The 26,228-nt window shown below is 73.1% G+C and carries 26 protein-coding genes; 22 read left to right on the top strand and 4 right to left on the bottom strand.

What is annotated here, in order from left to right:
• Positions 1–64 precede the first annotated feature (64 nt).
• From lepB to F8O02_RS04650, 7 genes are all read left to right on the top strand, one after another.
• The gene (gene lepB / locus F8O02_RS04680; protein ID WP_225734117.1) at positions 65–922 is read left to right on the top strand and encodes a signal peptidase I; all 858 of its coding nucleotides are present in this window, start codon (positions 65–67) and stop codon (positions 920–922) included.
• On the top strand, positions 919–1,560 hold the full coding sequence (locus F8O02_RS04675) for a ribonuclease HII (RefSeq protein WP_158036092.1): 642 nt from the start codon (positions 919–921) through the stop codon (positions 1,558–1,560). Before lepB ends, F8O02_RS04675 begins: the two co-directional genes overlap by 4 nt.
• Positions 1,561–1,573: 13 nt before the next feature.
• On the top strand, positions 1,574–1,900 hold the full coding sequence (locus F8O02_RS04670; RefSeq protein ID WP_158036091.1) for a DUF2469 family protein: 327 nt from the start codon (positions 1,574–1,576) through the stop codon (positions 1,898–1,900).
• Positions 1,901–2,051: 151 nt separating this feature from the next.
• Positions 2,052–2,486, top strand: a complete 435-nt coding sequence (locus F8O02_RS04665; RefSeq protein WP_158036090.1) for a YraN family protein — start codon at positions 2,052–2,054, stop codon at positions 2,484–2,486.
• A complete protein-coding gene (locus F8O02_RS04660) occupies positions 2,486–4,063 on the top strand; it encodes a YifB family Mg chelatase-like AAA ATPase (RefSeq protein WP_158036089.1) in 1,578 nt (525 codons plus the stop codon). Before F8O02_RS04665 ends, F8O02_RS04660 begins: the two co-directional genes overlap by 1 nt.
• Complete coding sequence (gene dprA, locus F8O02_RS04655; RefSeq protein WP_158036088.1) at positions 4,060–5,343, top strand: DNA-processing protein DprA; 1,284 nt, start codon at positions 4,060–4,062, stop codon at positions 5,341–5,343. Before F8O02_RS04660 ends, dprA begins: the two co-directional genes overlap by 4 nt.
• Before the next feature lie 242 nt (positions 5,344–5,585).
• Positions 5,586–6,527 carry a tyrosine recombinase XerC gene (locus F8O02_RS04650; RefSeq protein WP_318655771.1) on the top strand — a complete coding sequence of 314 codons (942 nt, stop codon included), beginning with the start codon at positions 5,586–5,588 and terminating at the stop codon, positions 6,525–6,527.
• A gap of 215 nt (positions 6,528–6,742) precedes the next feature.
• Here the strand turns inward: F8O02_RS04650 and F8O02_RS04645 are convergent, their stop codons facing one another.
• Positions 6,743–7,465, bottom strand: coding sequence for a M23 family metallopeptidase (locus F8O02_RS04645; protein WP_225734115.1), 723 nt, complete (start codon positions 7,463–7,465; stop codon positions 6,743–6,745).
• Between the two features lie 421 nt (positions 7,466–7,886).
• Between F8O02_RS04645 and rpsB the strand changes: the two genes are divergently transcribed.
• From rpsB to F8O02_RS04600, 9 genes are all read left to right on the top strand, one after another.
• Positions 7,887–8,738 carry a 30S ribosomal protein S2 gene (gene rpsB / locus F8O02_RS04640; RefSeq protein ID WP_158036086.1) on the top strand — a complete coding sequence of 284 codons (852 nt, stop codon included), beginning with the start codon at positions 7,887–7,889 and terminating at the stop codon, positions 8,736–8,738.
• Positions 8,739–8,777: 39 nt separating this feature from the next.
• Positions 8,778–9,605, top strand: a complete 828-nt coding sequence (gene tsf, locus F8O02_RS04635) for a translation elongation factor Ts (protein WP_158036085.1) — start codon at positions 8,778–8,780, stop codon at positions 9,603–9,605.
• 98 nt (positions 9,606–9,703) lie between these two features.
• A complete protein-coding gene (gene pyrH, locus F8O02_RS04630) occupies positions 9,704–10,495 on the top strand; it encodes a UMP kinase (protein WP_179416344.1) in 792 nt (263 codons plus the stop codon).
• A gap of 58 nt (positions 10,496–10,553) precedes the next feature.
• Positions 10,554–11,108, top strand: coding sequence for a ribosome recycling factor (frr, locus tag F8O02_RS04625; protein ID WP_158036083.1), 555 nt, complete (start codon positions 10,554–10,556; stop codon positions 11,106–11,108).
• Positions 11,109–11,127: 19 nt separating this feature from the next.
• Positions 11,128–12,036, top strand: coding sequence for a phosphatidate cytidylyltransferase (locus F8O02_RS04620; protein WP_158036082.1), 909 nt, complete (start codon positions 11,128–11,130; stop codon positions 12,034–12,036).
• Positions 12,037–12,070: 34 nt separating this feature from the next.
• Positions 12,071–12,610, top strand: coding sequence for a DivIVA domain-containing protein (locus tag F8O02_RS04615; protein ID WP_158036081.1), 540 nt, complete (start codon positions 12,071–12,073; stop codon positions 12,608–12,610).
• Positions 12,611–12,801: 191 nt separating this feature from the next.
• On the top strand, positions 12,802–13,404 hold the full coding sequence (locus F8O02_RS09350) for a transglycosylase family protein (RefSeq protein WP_158036080.1): 603 nt from the start codon (positions 12,802–12,804) through the stop codon (positions 13,402–13,404).
• On the top strand, positions 13,401–14,033 hold the full coding sequence (locus F8O02_RS09180; RefSeq protein ID WP_225734114.1) for an aggregation-promoting factor C-terminal-like domain-containing protein: 633 nt from the start codon (positions 13,401–13,403) through the stop codon (positions 14,031–14,033). The genes F8O02_RS09350 and F8O02_RS09180 overlap by 4 nt, the downstream gene beginning before the upstream one ends.
• A gap of 9 nt (positions 14,034–14,042) precedes the next feature.
• A complete protein-coding gene (locus tag F8O02_RS04600; RefSeq protein WP_158036079.1) occupies positions 14,043–14,762 on the top strand; it encodes an alpha/beta hydrolase in 720 nt (239 codons plus the stop codon).
• 94 nt (positions 14,763–14,856) lie between these two features.
• On the opposite strand, the gene F8O02_RS04595 is transcribed toward F8O02_RS04600, so the two are convergent.
• On the bottom strand, positions 14,857–16,098 hold the full coding sequence (locus F8O02_RS04595) for an AI-2E family transporter (RefSeq protein WP_158036078.1): 1,242 nt from the start codon (positions 16,096–16,098) through the stop codon (positions 14,857–14,859).
• Between the two features lie 235 nt (positions 16,099–16,333).
• On the opposite strand from F8O02_RS04595, the gene F8O02_RS04590 reads away from it, so the two are divergent.
• The 6 genes from F8O02_RS04590 (at position 16,334) to F8O02_RS09175 (ending at position 24,062) form a co-directional block, all read left to right on the top strand.
• Positions 16,334–18,196: a hypothetical protein gene (locus tag F8O02_RS04590; protein ID WP_158036077.1), complete on the top strand. Its 1,863-nt coding sequence runs from the start codon at positions 16,334–16,336 to the stop codon at positions 18,194–18,196.
• Positions 18,197–19,117, top strand: coding sequence for a tetratricopeptide repeat protein (locus F8O02_RS04585; protein WP_158036076.1), 921 nt, complete (start codon positions 18,197–18,199; stop codon positions 19,115–19,117).
• A 16-nt stretch (positions 19,118–19,133) separates the two neighbouring features.
• Complete coding sequence (locus tag F8O02_RS04580; RefSeq protein WP_158036075.1) at positions 19,134–20,366, top strand: cysteine desulfurase family protein; 1,233 nt, start codon at positions 19,134–19,136, stop codon at positions 20,364–20,366.
• 231 nt (positions 20,367–20,597) lie between these two features.
• On the top strand, positions 20,598–21,731 hold the full coding sequence (mnmA, locus tag F8O02_RS04575) for a tRNA 2-thiouridine(34) synthase MnmA (RefSeq protein WP_158036074.1): 1,134 nt from the start codon (positions 20,598–20,600) through the stop codon (positions 21,729–21,731).
• On the top strand, positions 21,721–23,046 hold the full coding sequence (locus F8O02_RS04570; RefSeq protein WP_158036073.1) for a M18 family aminopeptidase: 1,326 nt from the start codon (positions 21,721–21,723) through the stop codon (positions 23,044–23,046). The genes mnmA and F8O02_RS04570 overlap by 11 nt, the downstream gene beginning before the upstream one ends.
• A complete protein-coding gene (locus F8O02_RS09175; RefSeq protein ID WP_225734113.1) occupies positions 23,043–24,062 on the top strand; it encodes an ADP-dependent NAD(P)H-hydrate dehydratase in 1,020 nt (339 codons plus the stop codon). Before F8O02_RS04570 ends, F8O02_RS09175 begins: the two co-directional genes overlap by 4 nt.
• Here F8O02_RS09175 and F8O02_RS04560 read toward each other — a convergent pair.
• Together F8O02_RS04560 and F8O02_RS04555 are read right to left on the bottom strand one after the other, a co-directional pair.
• Complete coding sequence (locus F8O02_RS04560) at positions 24,035–25,231, bottom strand: DUF4192 family protein (protein WP_158036072.1); 1,197 nt, start codon at positions 25,229–25,231, stop codon at positions 24,035–24,037. The two genes, F8O02_RS09175 and F8O02_RS04560, sit on opposite strands and share 28 nt — an antisense overlap.
• A gap of 153 nt (positions 25,232–25,384) precedes the next feature.
• Entirely contained in the window at positions 25,385–26,170 is a 786-nt protein-coding gene (locus F8O02_RS04555; protein ID WP_158036071.1) for an inositol monophosphatase family protein, read from the bottom strand.
• Positions 26,171–26,228: the final 58 nt, after the last annotated feature.

The raw sequence follows: 26,228 nt of genomic DNA, 5'->3' as shown, positions 1-26,228 counted from the left end.
GACGGGGAAGAATGAGATGCGGCGCGCCGGGACCCGGTGCGCCCCGGGAGGCTCGAGGAACGACATGACGGCTGAGGACGGACGGCAGCGGCCGGCGTCGACCGACGACGTGATGGGGGAGGCCGACGTCGCAGGCCAGCCCTCGTCTGATGGCGACCACGGCGAGGCCGCCGGTGGCGGAGCGGGGGTCCGCGGCGCCGCGGACGCCCCGCGGCGCGAGCCGCGCGGCGCGTTCCTGCGCACGCTGCGGGATCTCGCGATCATCGTCGTCATCGCGCTGGCGCTCTCGACGCTGCTGCGCACGTTCGTGGTGCGCACCTTCTCGATCCCCTCGGGGTCGATGGAGCAGACGCTGCAGGTCGGCGACCGCGTGCTCGTCAACCGGATGCAGCCGAACCCCTTCGGGCTCAGCCGCGGCGACGTCGTCGTGTTCAGAGACCCGGGCGGGTGGCTGTCCACGCCGCCCGGCGCGTCGCAGGGCTGGAGCCTCGGTCGCGGCGTGCAGGACGCGCTGACCTTCGTCGGCCTCGGCGACTCCGACTCCCAGCAGTACCTGATCAAGCGCGTCATCGGCGTCGAGGGCGACCACGTCGTGTGCAGCCGGGTCGGCGGCACGATCACCGTCAACGACGTCGAGCTCGACGAGAGCGCGTACGTCAACCCCGGCAATGCGTCGTGCGCGCGCACCTTCGACGTCACAGTGCCCGCTGACTCGATCTGGGTGATGGGCGACAACCGCGGCAACTCCCGCGACTCCAGCGCCCACACGAGCGATCCCGGCCACGGGACGGTGCCCGTCGACGATGTCGTGGGCCGCGCGTTCGTGGTCTCCTGGCCCGCCTCGCGGTGGCAGGGGCTCGACGCGCACCCCGAGGTGTTCGCCGACGTGCCCGACCGCTCCGACCTCTACGAGGACGAGTGACCGTCGCCGATCCCACGCTTGATCTGGAGCGGGAGCTGCTCGACGCGGGCGCGGACGTCGTGGTCGGCTGCGACGAGGTGGGGCGCGGCGCACTGGCCGGCCCGGTCGCGGTCGGCGCGGCCGCGGTGACCGCGCGCACCGGCGTCTGGCCCGCGGGGCTGCGCGACTCGAAGATGCTCACCGACCGTCGTCGCCACGCCCTCGTCGCCCCGTTGCGCGCGTGGGCGGTCGGCTGGCGCGTCGCCGCGGTCGACAGCGCCCGCATCGACGCGGAGGGCATCGTCGCCTGCCTGCGCGCGGCTGCCGTGGACGCGGTCACGGGCGTGCTCGCCGGCCTGTCCCGGGACGCCCGGGTCGCCGTCATCCTCGACGGCACGGCCGACTGGCTCTCCGAAGGGCTCGCCGGCGAGCGGGACGTCATGGTGCGGGTGCGCGCGAAGGCGGACCGCGACTGCGCGAGCGTGGCCGCGGCCAGCGTCCTCGCGAAGGTGTGGCGCGACGATCTGATGGTCGAGCTGGCGGTCGCGCACCCCGGGTACGGCTGGGAGCACAATCGCGGGTACGGCAGCGCCCAGCATCGGGCGGCGATCACCCGGCTCGGGCCGAGCCCCCTGCACCGGCGCACGTGGCTGCACTAGAGTGAGAGGCCGTATGGATCCCCAGGACTTCGATGACTACGAACGCGACGCTGAGCTCGCACTGTATCGCGAGTACCGCGATGTCGTGCACATGTTCAAGTACGTCGTGGAGACCGAGCGCCGCTTCTACCTCGCCAACGAGGTCACGATGGAGCGTCGTGACGTCGGCAGCGACTTCTACATCGAGCTGAACCTCGGTGACGTGTGGGTCTGGGACATCTACCGGTCGGATCGCTTCGCCAAGCGCGTGCGGGTGCTCACCTACAAGGACGTCAACGTCGAGGAGCTCGCCGCCCACGACCTCGAGCTGCCGAGCGAGCTGTCGATCGACGAGCCGTGAGCCTGACGGTCCCGGTCGCCGCCGGCATCCGCCCGTGCTGCCGGTGATCTCGCGGCTCCGCGTTCGGCACAGCGCGTCGACCCGGGTCGTGCTCTCCACATCCCGCTGACCGCGGTGGCTCCGCGCACGCCCGTCCGGCGATCCTGCCGGCATGACCACGACAGACACCACCACGTCCCAGCCGCCGGCCGCCGCCTCGCCGCCGCCCGATCCGACCACGTCCCGGGCCGGCGGCCCCCGCGTCGCTCTCGGCCCGCGCGGCGAGGAGCACGCCGCCCACTGGCTGCGCGACATCGGCTATGAGATCCTCGACCGCAACTGGCGCAGCGGGCGGGAGGGCGAGATCGACATCATCGCCCGCGACGGCGACTGCCTCGTGTTCGTCGAGGTCAAGACGCGCGCCGGGACGCGCCATGGCACCCCGTTCGAGGCGATCGACGACCGCAAGCGCCGACGCCTGCGCCGGCTGATCGGCCGCTGGCTGCAGCAGCGAGAGACCGCCTGGCCAGGCCCCGTGCGGCTGGACGCGATCGGCGTGCGCCTGCTGACCGACGGGCTCGTCATCGAGCATCGGCGGGGTGTGTGATGGCGCTCGGCACGAGCCGCAGCGTGGCGCTGCAGGGCGTCGACGGCGTCGTCATCGACGTCGAGGCGGATGTCAGCTCCGGCCTGCCGGCGACCCGGATCATCGGGCTGGCCGACACCGCCGTCGCACAGGCAGAGCACCGGGTGCGCGTCGCGATGGGCAACAGCGGCCTGCAGTACCCGGACACCCGGCTGACGGTCAATCTCGCCCCGACCGATCTGCCCAAGCACGGTGCGATGCACGATCTCGCGATCGCGGCGGCGGTCCTCGCCGCGCAGGGCGCGCTCTCCCGGAGTGGCGCCCGTGAGACGGTCGTGCTCGGCGAGCTCGGTCTCGACGGTCGCGTGCTGCCCGTGCCGGGCGTGCTGCCGGCCCTGCTCGCCGCGCGGGCGGGCGGTCGCACCCGGGCCGTGGTGCCGGCCGCGAACCTGGCCGAGGCGCGGCTCGTCTCCGGGGTCGACGTGGCCGGCGTCCACGACCTGGCCGAACTCATCGGCCGCCTCGGCGGCGACCTCGGCGGCGTCCGACGCCCGCCGCGCGACCGGGGCGCACCCGGCGGCGTTCTCGACCCGGGCGGCGGGACGGCGGACGTCGATCCGAGGGTCGGGTGGCATGAGGTCCCGCCGGATCTCGCGACCGTGCGCGGCCAGCCGGAGGCCGTGGAGGCGCTCGTGGTCGCCGCCGCCGGCCGTCACCACCTGCTACTCGAGGGCAGTCCCGGGGCGGGGAAGTCCCTGCTCGCCCAGACGCTGCCCGGCATCCTGCCGCCGCTCGACCGCGACCGGGCGCTGGAGGCCACCGCGGTGCGCTCCATCACCTCGCCGGGTGGGGTGCGCGGGCTCGTCGACCGGCCGCCGTTCGAGGCCCCGCACCACAGCCTCACCATGGCGGCGCTCATCGGCGGCGGCACCGGGCTGCGGCCGGGGCTCGTGTCGCTGAGCGCCCATGGCGTGCTCTTCCTGGACGAGGCGCCCGAATTCCGCTCCAGGGTGCTCGATGCGCTGCGCCAGTGCCTGGAGACGGGCACGATCACCCTGCACCGCGGCGGCCGGCAGGCACGGCTGCCAGCCGACTTCCAGCTCGTCGCGGCGATGAACCCCTGCCCGTGCGGGCGGGCGCTCGAACCGGACGGCTCCTGCTCGTGCACTCCGGCGCAGCGCATGCGCTACACCGCCCGGCTGAGTGGCCCGCTGCTCGACCGCATCGACCTGCGGGTCACCGTCGGCCGGGTGCGCGCCCGCGACGTCCTCGCAGCCGACCGCGCCGAGCTGGACAGCGCCCGGGCGCTGCGCCGGGTCGTCGCCGCCCGCCGGCGCGCCGTGGATCGACTCGCCCCGCACGGGCTCGACGTCAACGGTCGGGTGCCGGGAGCGGTGCTGCGCGGAGCCCTGCGACTCGGGCCCGCGACGACCGCGACGCTCGACCGGGCCCTTGACCACGGCCTGCTCAGCCTGCGCGGCTACGATCGGGTGCTGCGCGCCGCCTGGACGCTCGCCGACCTCGACGAGGTCGACCGGCCGCATGCGGAGCACCTTGCCCGGGCGCTGCGCTGGCGTGGCGTGGAGGCGATCGCATGAGCCCGTCGTCCCCGTCCACTGCTCGGATCCTCCTCGACCGCTTCGCCGCGTGGCATCGCCTCACCCCGCCGGAGCGCGCCGACGTGGAGACCGCGCTCGCCGGGCTGCACCCGGGGGCCGAGCACGACCCCGAGCGCGCCGCGGAGCTGCTCGCCCGGGTGTGGTGGTCGTTCCTCGTCGAGCCCGGCGACGGTGTGGCCGGCGCGCTCATCGCCGAGGCCGGGGCCGTCGCCGCTCTGCTGGCCGTGCTCGCCGCGCTGCCGACCCCAGACGCCCTGCCCGACATGACCCCCGCGGCCTCGATCCGCGGCACCCTGCCGGGCGTGCCCACACCGGATGCGACGCGGGCGCTGGCCCGCTGGCGGCCCCGGTTCGGCGATCGGGGCCTCGTCGGCGCGCTGCGCTCGGCGGCGAGCCTGCACCTGCGCGTGCTCCTGCCCGGCGACGACGCCTGGCCCCGCCGTGTCGCCGACCTCGGCGAGCATGGGCCGGTGTGCCTGTGGACGCTCGGCCGGGCCGAGCTGCTTGACCGGCCGCGGGTCGGCGCGCTCGTCGGCTCGCGTGCCGCGACCCCGTACGGGCTGCAGGTCACCGCCGACATCGCCGAGGCCTGGTGTCGGCAGGGCTTCACCGTGCTCTCCGGCGGCGCGTACGGCGTCGACCGCCAGGCCCACCGCACCGCGCTCGCGGTCGGTGGCGACACCGTCGCCGTGCTCGCCGGCGGACTCGACCGGCTCTATCCGGCCGGCAACGAGCCGCTGCTGCGCGAGATCGCCGAACGCGGCTGCCTCGTCGCCGAGCAGCCGCCGGGTACCGCGCCGACCCGCTGGCGATTCCTGCAGCGGAACAGGTTGATCGCCTCGCTCGCGGCCGTGGTCGTCGTCACAGAGGCGGGGCATCGCTCCGGGGCGCTCAACACGGCCCGGCATGCCGCCCAGCTCGGCCGGCCGATCGGCGCCGTGCCCGGGTCCGTGGTCTCCGGCTCATCCGCCGGGGCGAACCGGATCATCCGCGACGGCATCGCCCAGCTGGTCGCCACCGGAGACGAGGCCCTCGGCATGCTCGCCCTGCAACCGGAGCTCGAGCCCTCGCCGGTCGCCGGGCTGCGCGCCGAGCTCGTGCGCCTGCACGACGCGCTGCACCCGCGGCAGCCGGCCCCGACCGCGGCGCTCGCGGCGCGCGCGGGTCTCGCCGAGACGACCGTCTCCGCCGGGCTCGGGGAGCTCGAGCTGCTCGGCCTCGCCGTCAGGACGGGGGACGGACGCTGGCGACGGGGATGACGGATGTCTGGAGCCCGGAGACGAGACCGCGCGCCGCCCGGCCGTCCTGGCCATTCGGCCGGTCGGACATCTCGCCTCAGAATGCCCGACCGCGAGGTGGCATGCTGGGGAGCATGGAGTCAGGAGCCAGGTTGCACACCCCCGACGCACCTACCGAGGGCGTGTCGGACTGGAAGGAGGCGAAGCCGGCGCCAGACGCCGCAGGACGACCGCAGAGAGATGCGGAACAGCCATTGGCCGGTGTGGTCGACGCGTTCGTGCGGGCCCAGACGGCCCGGGGGCTTTCCCCGCGGACCGTGCGCGCCTATGGGGTGGACCTGCGCGATCTCGTCGGCTGGTGCGTGCGGTCCGCCGGCGCGGCGGACGCTGCCACGCCGCCGACCATCGCAACGCTCTCGCACGCCGTGCTGCGCGCCTGGCTCGGTGACGGGGCGGAGCGGGGGCTCGCCCGCACGACGCTCTCCCGTCGCGCCACCGTCGCGCGGATGTTCGGCCGCTGGCTGCTCGAACAGGGGCTCGTCACGATCGACCCGGCCGCCCGGCTCGCCGTGCCCAGGCACGGCCGGCAGCTGCCCGTCGTCCACGGGCGGGGCACGATGCGCCGGCTGCTGGACGCCGCTGACGCACAGGCCTGCGCGCCGCGCTCTGCCGCCGACCCGCGGCCGGACCCGGTCGCCCAGCGCGACGCCGCGATGCTCGAGGTGCTCTACGCCTCAGCGCTGCGCGTCTCCGAGCTCGCCACCTTGGAGCTCGGCGCGATCGACCATGACCGGGGCATGCTGCGCGTGATCGGCAAGGGCGACCGTGAGCGCGTGGTTCCTGTCGGCGACCCGGCGCTGGCCGCGCTTGACCGCTATCTGGCCACGGGGCGCCCCGAGCTGCTCGGACGGCGGCGGGACGGCCGGTCGACCGCGCGGGTGTTCCTCGGCGCGCGGGGCGGGGCGATCGACGTGCGCACCGTGCGGCGCGTGGTTACGGAGGCGCTGTCCCGGGTCGGCGCCCGGCCGGCCGGCCCGCACTCCTTCCGGCACACGGCGGCGACCCATCTGCTCGACGGCGGCGCCGACCTGCGCGCGGTGCAGACGATACTGGGGCATGCGAGCATCGGCACGACGCAGATCTACACGCATGTCTCCATGGAACGGATGACCCAGGCGTATCTGCAGGCGCATCCGCGGGCCTAAGGGGCGCCCCGGGGTGCTGCACGGCTGGGGTGCAGCACGTCCGGGGGAGCGCACAACCTTGCAGTGCGGTGCAGGACTCGGCCCGTCCGCGCAGGGCGTCCCCGAACCGCTGCTCTGTCGTGGCCGCCGGAGTCCATCCGTGCAGGACGTCCCCGAGCCAGCTGTCGGCCGTGCCGGGATCCCCGGGCCCGGCCGCGCGTCCACGTGGCGTGTCCTCAAGGCAGTGGCAGCAGGACGGAGGGCACCGCGCCCTCGATGAGCAGCACCGGGTCGTGGTAGTCCTCGCCGTGTCGGGCGCCGAGGTGCAGGCAGCGATCCGCGCAGTGCGGGCCGGCGACCACATGACCGATCACCTGTCCTCGGCGCACGGCGTCGCCGGCGGTGACGGCCGGCTCGACCGCCTCGTGACTGGATCGCCAGCCGCCTTCGTGTGACACGGTGACGACCGGTCGGTCGACGACCCGGCCGGCGAAGGTGACCGTGCCGTCCGCGACGGCGAGCACCGCGTCTCCCGCGGCCGCGGCGAGATCGACCCCGCGGTGGCCGGCGCCATAGCGATGCGGGGGCGCGCGGAACGCCTCTATGACGGAGGGCCGGGCGACCGGCCAGGACCAGCACGGCAGCTCCACGCACGGGGCGGGGGAGGGCAGCCCCGGGGGCGCGCTCGCCGTGGACCGCGCGGATGCGACGGGCGCCTCCACCGGCGTGGCGGTCAGCGGGGCGGCGGGCGTCGCCACGGGCAGGAGGCCGGTCAGCAGGGCGTCGAGCGTCCGGAACGGCTGGCCGACCTGGTCTGCGGAGGCCGCGGTGCGGGCCGCCGGCTGCTCCGCCGTCATGGCGGATGCGTGCGGCGAGGCCCGCGTCGATGACACGGTGAGCGGCAGCAGCGTGACGAGGAGGACGAGCGGGACGAGGAGACGGGGCGGGGCGCGGTGCATGCCGACAGCACAGCATCCCCCGTGCGCGTCGACCAGCACGCATGGTCGCCTGTGGACGGACGCGGCCACGTGTGCCGGCTGTGTCGCGTCCGCACGCGAGGGCGCCGGCGGCGATCCGAAGACGCTCGCATGGTCGCGCTCGCGGATCGACCTGCGGGACGCGCGCAGCGGAGCGGGGACGTCGGCTCGTGCAGGCACGTCCCCGCGGCGCGGCGGGGCGCGAAGCACGTCGTCGGGTGGGCTATGCTTGACGCAGCGGTGGCCCCCGGGCCGCCGACTTCGCGTGCTCATCAAGCGTCGTCATCCCGACGGTCCGCCTCGGCGGTGGGATGGCGCGTGGGCACCAGGACGGACGCTGACCGGCGTCCGTGACAACCGTGAGAGGCGCGGGACGACCCGCGCAGAACAGGAGAACACGGCCATGGCCGTTGTCACCATCCGCCAGCTGCTCGACGCCGGCGTGCACTTCGGACACCAGACCCGGCGCTGGAACCCGAAGGTCAAGCCTTTCATCTTCACCGAGCGCTCCGGCATCTACATCATCGATCTGCAGAAGTCTCTCGGTTACATCGACCGCGCGTACGACTTCGTGAAGGAGACCGTCGCCCACGGCGGCACGATCCTCTTCGTCGGCACCAAGAAGCAGGCTCAGGAGGCCATCGCCGAGCAGGCCCAGCGCGTCGGCCAGCCGTACATCAACCACCGCTGGCTCGGCGGCCTGCTCACGAACTTCTCGACGGTGCACCGTCGTCTGCAGCGGCTCAAGGAGCTCGAGGAGCTCGACTTCGACGACGTGGCCGGCTCGGGCCACACCAAGAAGGAGCTGCTCATCCTCAAGCGTGAGAAGGACAAGCTCGAGCGCACGCTGGGCGGCATCCGCAACCTCGACAAGACCCCGTCTGCGCTGTGGGTCGTCGACGCCAACAAGGAGCACCTGGCCGTGCAGGAGGCCAAGAAGCTCGGCATCCCCGTCGTGGCCATCCTCGACACGAACATCGATCCCGATGACATCGCGTACCCGATCCCGGGCAACGACGACGCCATCCGCTCGGTCTCGCTGCTGACCCGCATCATCGGCGACGCGTGCGCCGCCGGGCTGATGGAGCGGCACAGCGCAGCCCAGGACTCCGGCGAGCAGGCCGAGCCGATGGCCGAGTGGGAGCGCGAGCTGCTGGCGCAGGGGCAGGCTGACGCCCCGGCCGACGCGAAGCCCGCGGAGGCGGCGCCCGCGGAGGCGAAGCCCGCCGAGGCGACCGCACCGGCCGCCGAGTGAACCCACTTCACAGCGAGACAGCGAGAGAGACGGAAGAACATGGCAAAGTACACCGCTGCTGACGTCAAGGCCCTGCGCGAGCGCACGGGCTCGGGCATGATGGACTGCAAGAAGGCGCTCGACGAGGCCGAGGGCGACGTCGACAAGGCCATCGAGCTGCTGCGTGTCAAGGGGCTGAAGGGCGTGGCCAAGCGCTCCGGCCGCACCACGACCAACGGCCTGGTGGCCGCGAAGGTCGACGGCCGGCACGCGTACCTCATCGAGCTCGACTGCGAGACCGACTTCGTCGCGAAGAACGAGCGGTTCATCGAGCTGGCCGAGCAGATCCTCACCGCGGTCGCCGAGGTCGGCGCCTCGGACGAGCAGGCCGCACTGGGCGCACCCGTCGAGGGCAAGAACGTCGAGGATCTCATCACCGACGTCAGCTCGATCATCGGCGAGAAGATCGTGCTGCGCCGCGTTGCGAACCTCGAGGGCGAGCGGTTCGCGGTCTACCTGCACCGCACGAACCCGGATCTGCCCCCGCAGGTCGGCGTGGTCGTCGCGTACACTGGCGACGACTCGGAGACGGCGCACTCGATCGCGCAGCACATCGCCTTCGCCGACCCGAAGTACCTCACCCGCGAGGAGGTGCCCGCCGACCAGGTCGAGAACGAGCGGCGCATCGCCGAGGAGACCTCGCGCAACGAGGGCAAGCCCGAGAAGGCGATCCCGCGCATCGTCGAGGGCCGCGTGAACGGCTTCTTCAAGACGATCGTGCTGCCCGACCAGGAGTACGCGCGCGATCACAAGCTGTCAATCGCGCAGGTGCTCAAGGATGCCGGCCTGACGGTCTCGGCATTCGTCCGCTACCGCGTGGGCAACTGATCACCGCGGTGGCCCGGTCGATCCGACCGGGCCACCGTCGTGCTCCGCGCGTCTGAGACCGGTGTGCGCACGGAGCATGTCCGTTCGGCCTCGGGCCGATGTACCAGTCCGCACGCCGTCCGGCGCGTGAACGACGACCTCGGGCCGACCCCGGCCCGCGAAAGGAGTGCGTGGTGATCGAACGACGTCGCAGAGTGCTGCTCAAACTCTCCGGAGAGGCCTTCGGCGGCGGCTCGCTCGGAGTGAACCCCGACGTGGTCTCGGCCATCGCCCGGCAGATCGCGATCGCCTCGCGCACGGTCGAGGTCGCCATCGTCGTCGGCGGTGGCAACTTCTTCCGGGGCGCCGAGCTCTCCCGCAGCGGCATGGACCGCGCCCGGGCCGACTACATGGGCATGCTCGGCACCATGATGAACGCCCTGGCGTTGCAGGACTTCCTGCAGCAGGCGGGGGTGGACACCCGGGTGCAGTCGGCCATCCAGATGACCCAGGTCGCCGAGTCCTACATCCCGCTGCGCGCCATCCGCCACCTCGAGAAGGGCCGCGTCGTCGTCTTCGGGGCCGGGGCGGGGCTGCCGTACTTCTCGACCGACACCGTCTCCGCCCAGCGCGCGCTGGAGATCCGCTGCGACGAGGTGCTGTTCGCGAAGAACGGGGTCGATGGCGTGTACACGGCCGACCCGAAGGTTGACCCGACGGCTGAGCGAATCGACGCGATCACCTACAACGATGCGCTCGTCCGCGGTCTGAAGGTCGTCGACTCCACCGCGTTCAGTCTGTGCATGGACAACGCCATGCCGATGCGGGTGTTCGGCATGGATGACAAGGAGAACATCGCCCGCGCGATCCTCGGGGCCGACATCGGCACCCGGGTGCGCGCCGAGGTCTGACCCGGTCGAGGCGCGGGCGTCAGCCGGCGCCGGACCACCCCGCTGCAAGGAGAGAGAAATGATCAAGGACATCATCGATGAGACCCATCAGCGGATGGCGAAGGCTGTGGAGGTCGCCCGTGACGAGTTCGCTCAGGTGCGCACGGGCCGGGCGAACCCCGCGCTCTTCCAGAACATTCCGGTCGAGTATTACGGCACACCGACCCCCCTCAATCAGCTGGCCTCGGTTCAGAACATCGAGGCGCGCACGCTGCTGATCTCCCCGTATGACAAATCGGCGCTGCATGAGATCGAGAAGGCGATCCGCGATCAGCCCAACCTCGGGGTCAACCCGACCAACGACGGCGACGTCATCCGTGTCACCCTGCCCGAGCTGACCGAGGAGCGGCGACACGAGTATGTGCGGCTCGTCCGGCAGAAGGCCGAGGAGGCCCGGGTGGTCGTGCGCAGTCTGCGGCGGAAGGCCAACGACGACTTCGACGCTCTCAAGGGGGAGATCGGCGACGACGAGATCGCTCGCGGTGAGAAGGAGATCGACGCGCTCACCAAGGAGCACGTCGAGCAGATCGACGCCTCGCTGAAGCGCAAGGAGAGCGAGCTCCTCGAGGTCTGAGGGGGGCGGAGGCGACGACATGGTGAAGCGGAGGCGAGCGGACGAGCGGCACCAGCAGGTGCGGCAGCTGATCGATCAGGTCGAACAGGCCAACGAGCAGCTCGAGCAGCGTGCGGGGCGCAACCTGCCGCTCGCGATCGGCATGGGGCTCCTGCTCGGGGCGATCGTCCTCGGGGCGATCCTCATCTCCACCGAGGCCTTCGTCGTCTTGGCCATGCTCGTCACGGGTGTCGCCGCGGCGGAGATCGCGCATGCCCTCGCGAACCGGGGACTGCGGCCCTCCGCCGTGCTCACCGGCATCCTCGCCGGGGTGCTGCCCGGCGTCGCCTGGTGGGCGGGAGGGATGGCCCTGCTCTTCGTGCTCGTGGCGGTCGTCCTCCTCGGCGCGCTCGCCGGAGCGGTCGTCAGCCGTCTGCGGGGGGCGCCGGTGGGCCCGGGTGCCCTGTGGTCGGCGCTCATCATCCTGGTCGTCGGGGGCTGCCTCGGCACGGTCGGACTCACCGTCACGTTGCCGGACGGTCTGGCCTGGCTGCTCGTGGTGCTCATCTCCGTCGTGTCGAACGACACCGGTGCATACGCGCTCGGCGTGCTGGTGGGGCGTCACCCGCTGGCTCCCCGGATCAGTCCCAAGAAGACTTGGGAGGGACAGCTCGGTGCGCTGGTCAGCTCGACGATCGCGGCCTGCATCTCGGTGCCGCTGCTGACCGGGGCACCGTGGTGGTGGGGTCTCGTGCTCGGGCCGCTGACCACGATCACCGCGACCACGGGTGATCTGGTCGAGTCCACTATCAAGCGCTGGCTCGGGGTGAAGGACATGAGCCGGTGGATCCCGGGGCACGGTGGGGTGATGGACCGACTGGACGCCGTCGTCCCCTCCGTGCCACTGGCCCTGCTGATCGCGTGGTGGGCCGGAGTGGCGCTCGTGTGAGCGTGCACGCGCGGTCTGGCAGAATGGGGGTGTGATGACGGTTTTCGAACGAGTTCCGAAGCGGCGGCGCGGGTACGACATCGACCAGGTCGACGACCTGCTCGAGCGCGCTCGAGTGGCGTATGACACCGGTGGGGGGGATATCACCGCCGAGACCGTGCGCACCGCGGCGTTCGACCTGGTCCGCGAGGGCTATGACCCCAAGGCCGTCGACGCGGCGCTCGACCGGCTGGAGGAAGCCTTCGCCATGCGCGAGCGCGACGAGGCGATCGCCGCCATGGGCGAGGGGGAATGGCAGGAGCTCGCCCGCGACCAGGCTCGGGTCGTCGTCGCACGGCTGCTGCGGCAGGAGGGACATCGGTTCCGGCGGGCCGGGATCTTCGGCGTCGGGTACAACCGTCACCAGGTGGATCGTCTGGGCGACCGCATCGTCGCCTACTTTCGCACCGGCGAACCGCTGGCGATCGAGGAGGTGCGCGACGCCGTGTTCGCCCGTCAGGGGAACGGCTACTCGGAGCGTCAGGTCGACGCCCTGCTCGACCGCACGGTCGAGATCATGCTCGCGGTGGGGTGATTCGTGGCCGAGTGCCGCGTTCTCCGCACGGGGGATGCAGCCGTCGCGATGCCTGGCCGGGGTCCGACCCGGGCCCCGTGGCAGCAGCCGCTCTGTTCGCCCCCAGAAGTCGAGCCAGCGTATGCGGCGTCCGCCCGCACGGTGTCGCGGGTTCGAGTCTCGGCACGCTTTCCGGTAGACTCTCGTTCGATATGGCATTCCTGAAGACCCCAGCAGTCCTGCTCGCCGGTGCCGTCGCCTTCACCGTGGTGAGCGCCGGGGCCCACAGCGCCACCGCCCTGGACGGCTCGGACGCCCAGGCCGATGACGGCCGTGTTGTCGCCGTGACCCAGACGCCGGCCACCTCGCTCGGGCGGCAGTCCCTTCCCGGCCAGACGACGGTCGGGCTCAGCGCGACGGCGACCGCGATGACGATGACGGACGAGCCGGTCGGGGCGGAGACCCCGGTCGTGCCTGTCGTCCGCGTCGACGCGTCGAGCCAGGCGGAGCAGGGCGCCCAGACCGCCGAGCCAGCCGAGCCGACGACGGGCGCCGTCGCGGCCGTCGCCGATGGCTCGGTCTGGGATCGGCTCGCGCAGTGCGAGTCCGGGGGCGACTGGAGCATCCGCGGAGGCAGCTTCTCCGGCGGCCTCCAGTTCACCAACAGCACCTGGCAGGCGATGGGCGGCGGCGCGTACGGCGCCACCGCGGCGGATGCGACGCGCGAGCAGCAGATCGCCGTCGCACAGAGTCTGCAGACGACGAGCGGCTGGGGGCAGTGGCCTGCCTGCAGCAGGAAGCTGGGACTGCGATGAGCGTTCACATCTGGCCTCGGTTCGTCCAGTTGTCGAGCGTGGGCGCCGCCGGCGCCCTGCTCTTCGTGGCGGTGGGCGGCGCGAACACGGCCTACGCCGACGAGGTCGCGCAGATCACAGAGCAGGTCAGCGAGCAGACCCAGCAGCCGCCGAGCCCGCAGCTGCTGCAGGTCGCGCAGACCGCGGTCGCCGTGCAGGCGGCGCAGGGCGACGCGCTCGTGAGCGCGGACACGCCCGTCCCGGTCGCCGTGTCCACCACTGATGCCGACACCTCCGGGGCGGCCGCGACCGCCGGCGCGACGCCGGCCCCCGCCGTCGTTGCGAACCCCACCGGGGCGCAGGCGGTCGCCTGGGAGCAGGTGCAGGCGCGCGGCTGGGGAGCCGACCAGTTCGCCTGTCTCGTCAGTCTCTGGAACAAGGAGTCCGGCTGGCGGGTGAACGCCGCGAACGCCAGCTCGGGCGCGTACGGCATCCCGCAGGCGCTGCCGGGCAGCAAGATGGCCTCGGCCGGCGCGGACTGGCAGACGAACGCGGCCACCCAGATCACCTGGGGCCTCGGCTACATCGCCGGGCGCTACAGCACCCCGTGCGGCGCCTGGACGCACTCGCAGTCGACGGGCTGGTACTGACCGACCGCGATGGAGATCCGCGCGAACACCCGCCTGCCACGGCGGGCCGAGGACGTGACGCTGCACACTGCTGACGGGCTCGCGCTCGTCGGCGAGCTCGCCCTGCCCGAGAGACGTCCTCTGGTGGCGACGCTCGTCACGTTCCATCCGCTGCCCACGCAGGGCGGTTTCATGGACTCCCACCTGCTGCGCAAGGCGGCCTGGCGACTGCCCGCACTGGCCGATCTGGCCGTGCTGCGCTTCAACACCCGCGGCACGTCGAGTCCGCGCGGCACGAGCGAGGGCGCGTTCGACGGCGGGGTGGGCGAACGCCTCGACCTCGCCGCGGCCATGGACTTCGTGGCGGAGCGGGCGCTGCCGCATCCCTGGCAGGTCGGCTGGTCCTTCGGCACGGAGCTCGTGCTGGAGTACGGGCTGGACCATCCCGCCGACGGTGCCATCCTGTTGTCTCCACCGCTGCACCGCACCACCGAGGCCCAGCTGGCGCGCTGGCACGGCAGCGGCCGTCCGCTCGTGGTGCTCGTGCCCGAGCTCGACGACTTCCTCCGCCCCGACGAGGCTCGCCGCCGGTTCGCGGTCGTGCCTGAGGCCCGCGTCATCGCCATGCCCGGGTGTCGACACCTGTGGGTGGGGGAGCGGCAGACACGGGAGGCGCTCACCGAGATCGTGCGCGCCGTGCGGCCGCAGGCGCTGCCGCTGCCGACCGAGTGGCCCGTCCCCGAGGGGTGACCACCGCGGACGGCCCGTGTGCCGGTGCCCGGTGACCGCATCCCGTATCTCGTGGGTCGGGGGGACGCCCGGGCAGTCGGCGGGTGACGCGCGGCTAGCGCTGATCCTGCCGGGGGATCCAGATCTCCTGGATGAGCAGGATGACGGATGCAGCGGTCGGGATCGACAGCAGCGCGCCGAACACACCCAGCAGTGACCCGCCGAGGAGCGCGGCGATCACCACGACGACTCCCGGGATGGGCACGGCCCGGTTGACGATGCGCGGCGTGAGCACGTATGCCTCGATCTGCATGTACACGAGGTAGTAGACGAGGATGAACAGCGCCGGCCACAGGTTGATGTCCGTGGGGTCGGCGAGCACCTGGGTGACCACGGTCATGAGCGTCGTGAGTGTCGCGGCCGACAGCGAGCCGACCAGGGGCAGCAGCGCGAGCAGGAAGATCACCACCGCGAGCACCTCGCGGAACCGTACGCCGAGGATCGACATCGCGATGTACGCGCACACGGCGTTGATCAGCGCGATGATCGTCTGCGACACCACGTACTTGCCGACGTTCTCGAACACCCGGTTGCTCAGCCGGGTGGCGCGCACGCGCTTCGAGGCGGGCATCAGCGAGATCAGCCCACGCTTGAGCCCCTGCAGCGACACCATGAAGTACAGCGTGAGCACGACGATGATCACCGTCGCGGAGAGCGCGGTGGTCACACCGGCGCCGAAGCTCATCAGCCCGCCGGCCAGCTGCAGCACGTTCGAGGGGTTCGAGATGTACGTCTGCGCGCTGTCCAGCCAGGCGGTCATGCTGCCGCCGAGCTGCTCGTTGACCTGCTGGAACCATTCCTGGTGGGAGATCACGTCGGCGAGCACCGGGGCGTTGGCCACGGCGTCCTCGACCTGCTGGTTGATCGCGGGGATCATCAGGAAGACCACACCCACGATGACGCCGACGAACACCAGGAACACGACCAGCACGGCGAGTCCCCGGGGCAGGTGCATCCGCATCAGCGCGCGGACGATCGGGTCGAGCCCCAGTGCGAGGAACAGCGCCGCGCCGATGTAGGTGATGATGAGCGCGCTGCTGGAGATCATCCCGCCGATGAGGAGGGCGGTGAGCACGCCGAGGGTGCCGATCAGGCCGATCACGAAGCTGTTGTCGGAGCTCAGTGCCAGGTTGAGTCGGCGCGGTCCGCTGCGTGGCTGCGCGTCGGCGGGTGGGGCCTCGGGCGCGGCGGAGGCGGGGCGTGTCGGTTCGGGCACCTGATCGACGTCCGGGATCGGTGCCGTGGCCGCCGACGAGGCGTCGGACGGCCTGGGTGATGCGGTGTCATCGGGCAGCATGTTCCTCAATCCCTCCGGTCACGGGCGGGTGCCGTCGCGCGACCGCTCTCAGCGTACCGACACCCCGGATGTGAAGTCGACCCGCTGCGGGCGCGCGGAGGGCGCCCGAAGCCCGTCACGACCGACACCCCGCGGGAGCGACCCGCTGCGGGCGCGCGGAGGGCGCCCGTCGCGGTTTCCGCATCCGCGTCGCGATGCTCTAGGGTCTTATGGGAAGAACTGGAGGGCCCCAATCTTGCGTTTCTACACCGCCGTGGTGATGTTCGCCGTCTCGGCGCTGGCGCTGATCATCGGCTTCGGGCAGCAGACGATCTGGCGTCCGCCGTCGGAGATCATCGAGACCCCGGCGATCAGCGAGCAGGGCTCCGCCGACGCGCCGCTGACCGTGATCGACGGCACGGTGCTCGACCAGCACGACGGCAAGGCCACGGTGCGCGTCAGCGGCACCGACCGTGCCTTCGCCGCGGTCGGCCCCTCCGACGACGTGGACGCCTGGGTGGCCGACGCACAGGTCAACCGGGTGAGCACCGAGGGCCGCGACCTGACCGTGTCCGCGTCGGGTGACGAGGCGACGGTGCCGGATCCCGCGGGCTCCGACCTGTGGACGTCCGAGCAGAGCGGCAGCGGGACGCTCACCATGGAGGTCGACTCCAGCTCCAGCACCTCGGTGATCATCGCCAGCGACGGGACGCATCCCGCACCCGCCGACGTGACCGTGACCTGGCCGAACATCAACCCCACCCCGTGGGTGCGCCCGCTGCAGGTGATCGGCTATCTGCTGCTGCTCGGCGGGTTCGTCCTGCTGCTCATCGACCGCTTCGCCGACCGGCGCGGGCCGCGACGTCGCTCGCACCGGCGCCGGCGGCTGGGGCGGGGCGGCGCCGAGGCCGTCGACGTGCGGGAGTCCGTGGCCGGTGCGGAGGACGCGGAGGCGCCGCGTCCCGCCGACACGACGGACGGTGACGCCGATGCCCCGGGGCAGGGCGGCTCCGGGACGGATGACGCCGCGGGGTCCGCCCTCGCCAATCCAGATCGGTCCCGGCCGGAGGCGTCGCCCCGTTCGAGCCGGTCCACGCGCAGCATGCGTCGCCCCGGTCGTCTGGCGGCGCTGCTCGCGGTCGCCATCTCCTCGGCACTCGCGGTGACCGGCTGCGCCTCCGGGGCGTCCGACACCGAGTCGGAGAGCGCGACGGCGCCGTCCGACGACACAGTGTCGACCACGCCCGTGCTCAAGGCGCACTTCCAGACGATCCTCGACGAGGTGGCGCAGGTCGCCGACCAGGCCGACGCCTCGCTCGACGGCGACCTGCTGGCGACCCGCTTCGCCGGCGAAGCGCTCTCCGCACGGCAGGGCGCCTACACGATCAAGGCGAAGTATGGTGAAGCCACCCTTCCGGATCGCGTTGTCTCGTCGCCCATGTCGGTGTTCCTGCCGCCGACCTCGGCGGACTTCCCGCGCACCGTGATGGTGGCCGTCGAGGACGATCAGGCGGAGGGGCAGCCGAAGCGGCTGATGGTGCTGCGCCAGGACTCGCCGCGGGAGAACTACAAGGTGGTGTCGATCATCAGCCACCTCTTCGCCGGTGTGCCGGATCTGCCCAGCGAGCTGGTCGGCACCACGATGCTCGGCGACGACCAGCTGAGCATCCCGGCGAGCCAGGCGGGTACCCGGTACAGCGACATCCTGCTCAACGGCGATTCGAGCCAATTCGCGACCGAGTTCACCGCGGACGAGTTCCTCACCACCCGGCGTGAGAAGGTCACGCAGCAGCGGGACAAGCTCGGCGAGGACGGGAAGCTCGACGTGAGCTATCCGGCCGGGGCGACCGAGCCGATCGCCCTCGCCACCGCGGACGGCGACGGGCTCGTCTTCGTCAGTCTGGACGAGACGTGGGACGTCCGCCCGGCGAAGGAGAACGGGGTGATCAAGGATCTGCCGGCGCTCGACGCGGCGATGATCGGGGCGTCGGAGACGAAGAAGGGACTGGAGCGCACGTACAGCACGATGCTCGTGTTCAGCGTGCCCAAGGACGCCGGTGGCCAGGCGCAGCTCGTCGGCTACTCCTGGCAGCAGGCGTCGGTGAAGGAGCTGGAGTAAGTGACCGAGAGCACACAGGGGCAGGGGCGTCATCTGCCCGTCGACATGCACGGGGCCGTGAGCCTCGACCAGACGTCGTCCTCCGCAGGCGGAGCCGGGCGGCAGGCGCCGGATGACGCCGTCCGCGCCGCCCTCGTCGTGGACCTGACCGAGCAGAACTTCGCCGAGACGATCGAGCGCAGCGCGCACACGCCGCTGCTGCTCGCGCTGGTCAGCGGCACCGGTCAGGACGACGCCCTGGTCGACACGCTCACAGACCTGACAGTCGCTCGCCGCGGCCGGCTGCTGCTCGCGATCGCCGACGCCTCGCGGCATCCCCAGATCGCCCGGGCGCTGCAGGCCCGTGCCCTGCCGACGACGCTCGCCGTCATCGCCGGCCAGCCCATCCCGCTGTTCGAGGGGATGCCTGCCGCGGCCCAGATCGAGCCCGTGATCGATCAGGTGCTGCAGCTGGCCGCCCAGCAGGGGATCATCGAGGTCGTCGACGTGCCAGAGGAGGCTCCGGCGGAGGATGCCGCGCCGACCCTCACCCCGGAGCAGCAGGCCGCGCAGGACGCTCTCGACCAGGGGCGTCCCGCGGAGGCGGAGCAGCGATTCCAGCGCATCCTCGACACCACGCCGAAGGACGCGATCGCCCATCACGGTCTGCTGCTCGCCCAGCTCGTGCAGCGTGTGGAGGCGCATGAGGCCCAGGCCGACGCGGCCGACCCCGTGGACCGGGCGCTCGCCGAGGCGGACCGGCTGTGGCTCGGCGGGGACGCCGCCGCATCCTTCGACCGCCTGCTGCGCCCGGAGCTGTGGGGCGATCCGGGCCGGCGCGGCGACCTGCAGGCGCGGCTGATCGCCCTGTTCGACCTCACCGGCAACGGGGAGCCCGCGGTCAACGCCGCCCGCACCCGCATGGCCAGCCTGCTGTTCTGAGTCGGGGCCGTCCGGAATGACCGACTCGGTGCCCGAGCGCCCGTCGTCGCGGCGGGCGGGGACCGACCACTACCTCGACCACGCGGCGACCACGCCGATGCTGCCTCAGGCGCTCGACGCCTGGGTCGCCGTGGCGCGCGACGTGGGCAACCCCGCCTCCGTGCACGCGGCGGGCCAGCGCGCCCGGGCGCTTGTGGAGGAGGGCCGGGCCCGGGTCGCGGCGTCCGCGGGCGCGGATCCGGCCGAGGTCGTGTTCACCTCCGGTGGCACCGAGTCGGTCAACACCGCGATCAAGGGCATCCACTGGTGGCGCGACACCGCCGGCGACCACCCGGTGATCGTGCTGCCCGAGGCCGAGCACCGGGCGAGCGAGGCCGCCGCGACCTGGCTGGCGCAGCGGCAGGGCGCCGAGCTGCAGCGGGTGCCCGTCGACCGCGCCGGCCGCGTCGACCTCGACCGGCTGGAGCGCATCCTCGACGCCAGCGGCGACCGGGTGTCGCTCGTCTCCCTGCTCGCCGCGAACAACGAGGTCGGCACGATCCAGCCGGTGCGACAGGTCGTCCGGCTCGCCGCCGCGCATGGCGTGCCGGTGCATGTCGACGCGGTGTCCGCCTACGGGCAGATCCCGGTCGACCTGCACGGCTGGGGCGCGGCCGCGGTCAGCGTCGCCGCCCACAAGATCGGCGGGCCGATGGGTGTCGGTGCGCTGTTGCTGCGCCGGGACGTCACCCCGGTGCCGCTGCTGCACGGCGGCGGGCAGGAGCGTCGGGTGCGCAGTGGCACGCTCGATGTGCCCGGCATCGCCGCGTTCGGTGTGGCGGCCGAGCATGCGGAGACCACGCGCACCGACCGGGCGCGGGCCACGGCCGTCCTGCGCGACCGGCTCATCGCGGGCATCGAACGGGAGGTGCCGGACGCGATCGTCACCGGCGCCCGTGGCGACGAGCGGCTGCCCGGTAACGTCCACGCCGTCTTCCCGGGATGCGAGGGCGACTCGCTGCTGTTCCTGCTGGACGCAGCGGGGGTGCGCGCATCCACCGGCGCCGCCTGCAGCGCGGCGATCCCGCAGCCGAGCGACGTGCTGCGCGCGATGGGGTTCGACGCCGCGGACGCCCGCTCGGCGCTGCGGTTCACCCTCGGCGAGCGGACCACGGCGGCCGATGTGGACGCGGTGCTCGCGGTGCTGCCCGAGGTGGTCGCCCGCGCCCGCCGGGCCGGCATGAGCGCACGGCGGCCCACCCGGTTCTAAGCAGCGCCCGGCGCCGTTCCGCCGGTTTCCGCGCCGCCTGGCACGGCCGGGGCGAGATCCGCGCGAGCGGCACGGAGGAGGAGCGGCCCGCTCCATCGCGCGCCGCGGGGCGGCGCCCGTGCGAGCGGCAGGGCGACGCGCGGCCCGCGCCGACGCGTGCGGCCGGGGCTCGCGTCCCGGGGCACGCGACGACCGCGCGACTACACTGAGGCGGGACGGAAGGCGGAGGACATGCGGGTGCTCGCGGCGATGAGCGGCGGAGTCGACTCCTCGGTGGCCGCGGCGCGGATGGTCGGTGCCGGCCACGAGGTCGTCGGCGTGCACCTGGCGCTCTCCCGCGCCCGGGGGACGCTGCGCCAGGGCTCCCGCGGCTGCTGCACGATCGAGGACGCAACCGACGCCCAGCGGGTGTGTGCACGCCTCGGCATCCCGTTCTACGTGTGGGACTTCTCCGAGCGGTTCCGCGAGGACGTCGTCGGCGACTTCATCGCCGAGTACGCGGCCGGCCGCACCCCCAACCCGTGCCTGCGGTGCAACGAGCGGATCAAGTTCGCCGCGCTGCTGGAGAAGGCGCTCGCGCTGGGATTCGACGCGGTGTGCACCGGGCACTACGCCCGCGTTGTGACCGGGCCGGACGGGCCTGAGCTGCACCGCGCCGCGGCCTGGGCGAAGGACCAGTCGTACGTGCTGGGCGTGCTCACCGGTGAGCAGCTGGAGCACGCGATCTTCCCGCTGGGTGACACCCCCTCCAAGCGGCTCGTGCGCGAGGAGGCGGCCCGACGCGGGCTCGAGACCGCGAGCAAGCCCGACAGCTACGACATCTGCTTCATTCCCGACGGCGACACCGCCGGCTGGCTGGGGGAGCACCTCGGCTCCGCCCGGGGCGACATCGTCGATCGCGAGGGCCGGGTGCTCGGTCACCACGAGGGCGCGCACCGCTACACCGTCGGCCAGCGGCGCGGGCTGCACATCGGCCGGCCCGCCCCGGACGGGCGGCCCCGGTACGTGCTCGAGGTGCGACCGGTGACCCACCAGGTGGTCGTCGGCCCGCGCGAGGCACTCGCCGTGCGCGAGCTCGCGGGCCGACGTCACTCGTGGGCGGGGCGTCCCCCGGCGGCGGTGCGAACGGGACTGGACGTGGACGTGCAGGTGCGCGCGCACGGCGACCCGGTGCCCGCACGCGTGCGCGTGGATGACGGCGAGGTCATCGTGCGCCTGCGCGACCCGCTGGTCAGCGTGGCCCCCGGGCAGTCCGCCGTGCTCTACCTGGGCGACCGGGTGCTCGGCCAGTGCACCATCGACCGGACCACGCCCGCGGACGCCCCCGCGGTGCCATCCCCGAGAGGATCGACCCATGAGTCATGACGACGCCGGACGCATCGCCTTCATCGACGGGCTGCGCACGTTCCTGACCCAGACGCCGACGTCGTACCACGTCGCCGACGTCGTGTCCCGGCGCCTCGTCGGCGCCGGGTTCATCCGGCTGGCGGAGCGTGACGCCTGGCCCGCGGAGCCGGGGCGTTACGTCGTCGTCCGCGACGGCGCGGTCATCGCCTGGGTCGTGCCCCGCGGCGCCGCCGCGACTGCGCCGGTGCGGATCATCGGCGCGCACACCGACTCGCCGATGCTGCGGCTGAAGGATCTGGCCACGGACGACGCGGACGGCTGGCGTCGGCTGGGCGTCGAGATCTACGGCGGGGCGCTGCTGCCGACCTGGCTCGACCGCGACCTCGCCATCGCCGGGCGGGTGTTCGATCGCACCGGTCGTCCGCACCTCGTGCGCACCGGTCCGATCGCGCGGGTGCCGAGCCTGGCCATCCATCTCGACCGCGGGCAGAACGACGATCTGCGGCTCGACCGGCAGCGCGATCTGCAGCCGGTGCTCGGCGCGACGACCGACGACCCGGATCTCGATGTCGCCGCGCTCGTGGCCAGCCGGGCCGGCCTCGAGCCCGGTGACCTCGCCGGCGGGGATCTCTTCCTCGTCGACACCCAGCCGCCCCAGCTGCTCGGCGCCCGGGAGGAGCTGCTCGCCGCCGGCCGGCTCGACAACCTCAGCTCGGTGTACGCCGGGCTCGCCGCCCTGCTCGCGATCGCGGGTGGCGTTCGCGGCGAGCGGCTCGTCGACACGGCCGACTACGTGACCGTGCTCGCCGCCTTCGACCACGAGGAGGTCGGCTCCGGCACCCGCTCCGGAGCTGCCGGTCCGCTGCTCGAGCAGGTGCTCGTGCGCGTCGCCGGGCAGCTCGGCGCCGACGAGGAGCAGCGCCTGCGGGCCTGGGCTGACTCCTGGGTGCTCTCCGCCGACGCCGGGCATCTCACCCATCCGAACCGGCCCGACCGGCATGATCCGGCCCGGCATCCGCTCCCCGGCCGCGGGCCGCTGCTCAAGGTCAATGCGAACCAGCGGTACGCCAGCGACGGCGCCGGGGCCGCCCTGTGGCACGGGCTCGCCCGGGCCGCCGGCGTCGCCGTGCAGACCTTCGTGTCGAACAACGCCGTGCCCTGCGGCACGACGATCGGGCCGATCACGGCGACCAGGCTCGGCATGCGCACCGTCGACGTGGGCGTCGGTCTGTTGTCGATGCACTCGATCCGCGAGCTGTGCCATGTCGGCGACCTGCGCGCCCTGTCGCAGATCATGGCCGCGTTCGCCCTGTCCGCGGAGGAGGCGGCGTGACCACCGTCATCGATCCCGTCACCGGCTCGCCCCGGCCCCGGCTGTGGACGGCCGTGGACACGGCGGTGACCTATCGCTGGCCCACCGCCGGAGACCACAAGTACTCGCGGGGCGTGCTGGGACTCATCACCGGGTCGCCCCGGTTCCCGGGCGCCGGAGTGCTCAGCACGCTCGGCGCGCTGGGCACTGGCGTCGGCATGGTGCGCCATCTCGGCGCCGATGCGGTGCAGCAGCGGGTGCTCGACCGGGCGCCCGAGGTCGTGACCGCTCCCGGCCGCACCGACGCGTACGCGATCGGCTCGGGCACGCCCGAGCTCGATCCTGCCGCGGCCGCCGATGACGAGCTGGGCAGCCGGATGCTCGAGGTGCTCGCGGGAACGGCACCCGTCGTGGTCGACGCGGGCGCGCTCGCGCTGCTCACCCCGGAGCGGCTCGCCCGGCCGCACCGCTTCATCCTCACCCCGCACGCCGGCGAGTTCGCCCGGCTCGCCACCCGGCTCGGCATCGAGGTCACGTTGCCGGACGCACATCATGGCGCGCCCCATCATGGCGCCGAGGAGACGGGAGCGCCGGAGCCGGCCGACTCGGCCGCCGCCTCCGGGCGTCTCGGCTCCCAGAGGGCGGACTCGGTCGACGAGCCGGACGCCGCGGTGCAGGCGCGGGGGGCCGCCGCCGCGGCCATGGCGCGGGCGACCGGCTGCACCGTGCTGCTCAAGGGTGCCATCACGATCGTCACGGACGGCTCCCGCAGCGTCATCGTCACGACCGGCACGCCTTGGCACGCGACGGCCGGCACCGGGGACGTGCTGACCGGCGTCATCGGCGCGGTGCTCGCGGGCGCCGCGGCCGACGGCGATCCCGACCTGCTCGCGGTCGCCGCGAGCGGCGCCTGGCTGCATGGTCGGGCCGGTGCCGTCGCCCGGGGGCCCTTCACCATCGGGCAGCTGGCCGCCAGTCTCCCGGAGGCCGTCCGCGGCATCGCCCCGCATCAGGACGCCCCGGCGTCGCTCGACTGAGTCGATGCCGGGGCGGGGTCGCCGGACTCCGCGGTGGTGGCCCACTGGGGTAGGAGCCCCTCCGCGCTCTCCCAGCCGAACAGCAGCACGAGCAGCAGGTCCGGTCGGCGGCGACGGATCGGGGCGACGAGGCGCTCAGCCACGCTGCTCACCCCCAGCGCCCACCAGAGCCAGGCGAGCATCGCCACCAGCTCATCCCGCCGGCCGCCGGCCACCCGGCCGAGCGCGAGCCGCAGCACCTCCGTGGCCCGGTGCAGCCGACCGCGATCCGGCGGGGTCACGACGAGTCCCTGCAGCAGGAAGGCGAGCGGCTCGTCGAGGATGCGCTCGATCACCGGCATGAGCGCAGGGCCGCGCACCGCCATGCCGCCCAGCCGCTGCCGGGCCTGCACGATCGCATCCGGACCGAAGGCGAGCCCCAGGAGCAGCATCTCCCGCAGCACGTCCACCCCGGCGACCACGGCGAGATCGACCACCAGACGCTGCAGGCGCGGATCGGACTCCGGGAACGCGCCCGCCTGGCGGCCGAGCCGCTCGAGCAGATCCAGCAGGTCGACCTCGCAGGCGCGCTCCGCATCCTGCAGACGCAGCCGCGCGGGCAGCCGGCGTTCCCGCTCGACGACGGCGGCGCCGGTGCGCTCGGCCCAGTCCGGATCCGCCGCGGGCGGCACGCCGGCGTCGTCAAGATCCGTCACCGCGTGATCGATCGCGAGCATCGCGTCGAGTCGCATCGGCTCCTGCTCGATCAACGCGAGCGGCCGCCCCTCGACCGGCACACCGGGGTCGAGGAAGCTGCCCCAGCCGTCGGCGGCGATGAAGCACGAGTCGAGCAGGCGCACACCCGCGGCCGAGAGGGCCTCGGCGATCGCCTTGTGCAGCGAGCGGTGGGGATGCCCGTCGGTCTCCGTGCATCGCAGCGGCGTGCACGCCACGGGCATGACGCCGGTCACCTCGGGCAGCCGGGCGAGCAGGTCGAGGACGACGCGGGCCAGCTCGCGATCGGTGCGGGCGTCGCCCGGCACGGGCAGGTCAACGCGGAAGCAGCCGCGACTGCGGCGGCCGGCGAACAGCACCACGACCAGGTCACGACGGGGCGTGAACCCGGCGAGCGCGGGCAGGGCGGCGAGCAGCTGGGCGGAGGACGATGGGCGGAGCACGGTGGTCTTCATGCCCCGAGTCTGTCGTCGCGGCGCCTCGTCCGGGGCGCCCCGGACGCTCCTGTGCAGAGGACGGTCGGTGCCACGCCCCTGTGCACAGCCGGCGGATGCGGGGCACAGCCTGCCGGGGAACGGGCACGTTTCCGGCGCCCCGACGCCGGCGACTCAGTTCGAGAGGATCCCCAGCGCCGCCTCGTGCAGCCGGCCGTTCGTCGCCAGCGCCGTGCCCGACCAGATGCCGGGTGTGCCATCCATCGCACTGAAACGGCCCCCGGCCTCGCGGACGATCACGTCGAGCGCCGCCATGTCGTAGGGCTTCAGGTCGGGCTCGGCGACGACGTCCATCGAGCCGTCGGCGACGAGCATGTACGGCAGGAAGTCGCCGAACATCCGCTGCCGGTGCGTCGCATCGAGCAGGTCGATCGCCCGGTCGCGGGCGTCGACGAGATCCCACTGGTCAAGGCTGCCGACGCTCGCGAACGCATCGGCGATCGACCCCACGGTCGACACGTGCAGCGGCTCGGGCGCGCCCTGGCCGAACACGCCGACCGCACCGGACCCCTCCGCAGCCCACCAGCGGCGGCACAGCAGCGGCGCGCTCACCACCCCCGCGACCGGCACGCCGTCGACGGCGAGGGCGATGAGCGTCGCCCAGATCGGCACGCCGCGGAAGTAGTTGCCGGTGCCGTCGATCGGGTCGATGATCCAGCAGCGGCCGGGCTGCCGCTCGCCGCCGTACTCCTCGCCGTACACGGTGTCGCCGGGGCGGCGCTCCGCGACGAGCTCGCGCAGTCGGCGCTCGCAGGCGAGATCCGCGTCGGTCACCTCGGAGTCGTCGGCCTTCTGTCGCACGTCGAGGTCGGTGCTGCGGAAACGGGCGGTGGTGATCGCATCGGCGGCGTCGGCGAGCTCGAGGGCGAGGCGGAGATCCTGATCCAGTGAGAACGGCATGTCCCCCAGCGTAGCCCGGTCGGAGGAGGGCGCTCGTCGCCCGGTCGGAGCGTCGGGA

Origin of the sequence: Pseudoclavibacter caeni, assembly GCF_008831125.1 — a bacterium.
Classification (GTDB): Bacteria; Actinomycetota; Actinomycetes; order Actinomycetales; family Microbacteriaceae; genus Pseudoclavibacter_A; species Pseudoclavibacter_A caeni.
The sequence above is the reverse complement of the archived record's forward strand: the minus strand, read 5'-3'. Positions and strand labels throughout refer to the sequence as shown.

Excerpts from the sequence above, each read along its gene's own strand:
- lepB (WP_225734117.1), top strand. The coding sequence starts at position 65 with ATGACGGCTGAGGACGGACGGCAGCGGCCGGCGTCGACCGACGACGTG.
- F8O02_RS04670 (WP_158036091.1), top strand. The coding sequence starts at position 1,574 with ATGGATCCCCAGGACTTCGATGACTACGAACGCGACGCTGAGCTCGCA.
- F8O02_RS04665 (WP_158036090.1), top strand. The coding sequence starts at position 2,052 with ATGACCACGACAGACACCACCACGTCCCAGCCGCCGGCCGCCGCCTCG.
- F8O02_RS04660 (WP_158036089.1), top strand. The coding sequence starts at position 2,486 with ATGGCGCTCGGCACGAGCCGCAGCGTGGCGCTGCAGGGCGTCGACGGC.
- dprA (WP_158036088.1), top strand. The coding sequence starts at position 4,060 with ATGAGCCCGTCGTCCCCGTCCACTGCTCGGATCCTCCTCGACCGCTTC.
- F8O02_RS04645 (WP_225734115.1), bottom strand. The coding sequence starts at position 7,465 with ATGCACCGCGCCCCGCCCCGTCTCCTCGTCCCGCTCGTCCTCCTCGTC.
- rpsB (WP_158036086.1), top strand. The coding sequence starts at position 7,887 with ATGGCCGTTGTCACCATCCGCCAGCTGCTCGACGCCGGCGTGCACTTC.
- tsf (WP_158036085.1), top strand. The coding sequence starts at position 8,778 with ATGGCAAAGTACACCGCTGCTGACGTCAAGGCCCTGCGCGAGCGCACG.
- pyrH (WP_179416344.1), top strand. The coding sequence starts at position 9,704 with ATGTACCAGTCCGCACGCCGTCCGGCGCGTGAACGACGACCTCGGGCC.
- frr (WP_158036083.1), top strand. The coding sequence starts at position 10,554 with ATGATCAAGGACATCATCGATGAGACCCATCAGCGGATGGCGAAGGCT.
- F8O02_RS04620 (WP_158036082.1), top strand. The coding sequence starts at position 11,128 with ATGGTGAAGCGGAGGCGAGCGGACGAGCGGCACCAGCAGGTGCGGCAG.
- F8O02_RS04615 (WP_158036081.1), top strand. The coding sequence starts at position 12,071 with ATGACGGTTTTCGAACGAGTTCCGAAGCGGCGGCGCGGGTACGACATC.
- F8O02_RS09350 (WP_158036080.1), top strand. The coding sequence starts at position 12,802 with ATGGCATTCCTGAAGACCCCAGCAGTCCTGCTCGCCGGTGCCGTCGCC.
- F8O02_RS09180 (WP_225734114.1), top strand. The coding sequence starts at position 13,401 with ATGAGCGTTCACATCTGGCCTCGGTTCGTCCAGTTGTCGAGCGTGGGC.
- F8O02_RS04600 (WP_158036079.1), top strand. The coding sequence starts at position 14,043 with ATGGAGATCCGCGCGAACACCCGCCTGCCACGGCGGGCCGAGGACGTG.
- F8O02_RS04595 (WP_158036078.1), bottom strand. The coding sequence starts at position 16,098 with ATGCTGCCCGATGACACCGCATCACCCAGGCCGTCCGACGCCTCGTCG.
- F8O02_RS04580 (WP_158036075.1), top strand. The coding sequence starts at position 19,134 with ATGACCGACTCGGTGCCCGAGCGCCCGTCGTCGCGGCGGGCGGGGACC.
- mnmA (WP_158036074.1), top strand. The coding sequence starts at position 20,598 with ATGCGGGTGCTCGCGGCGATGAGCGGCGGAGTCGACTCCTCGGTGGCC.
- F8O02_RS04570 (WP_158036073.1), top strand. The coding sequence starts at position 21,721 with ATGAGTCATGACGACGCCGGACGCATCGCCTTCATCGACGGGCTGCGC.
- F8O02_RS04560 (WP_158036072.1), bottom strand. The coding sequence starts at position 25,231 with ATGAAGACCACCGTGCTCCGCCCATCGTCCTCCGCCCAGCTGCTCGCC.
- F8O02_RS04555 (WP_158036071.1), bottom strand. The coding sequence starts at position 26,170 with ATGCCGTTCTCACTGGATCAGGATCTCCGCCTCGCCCTCGAGCTCGCC.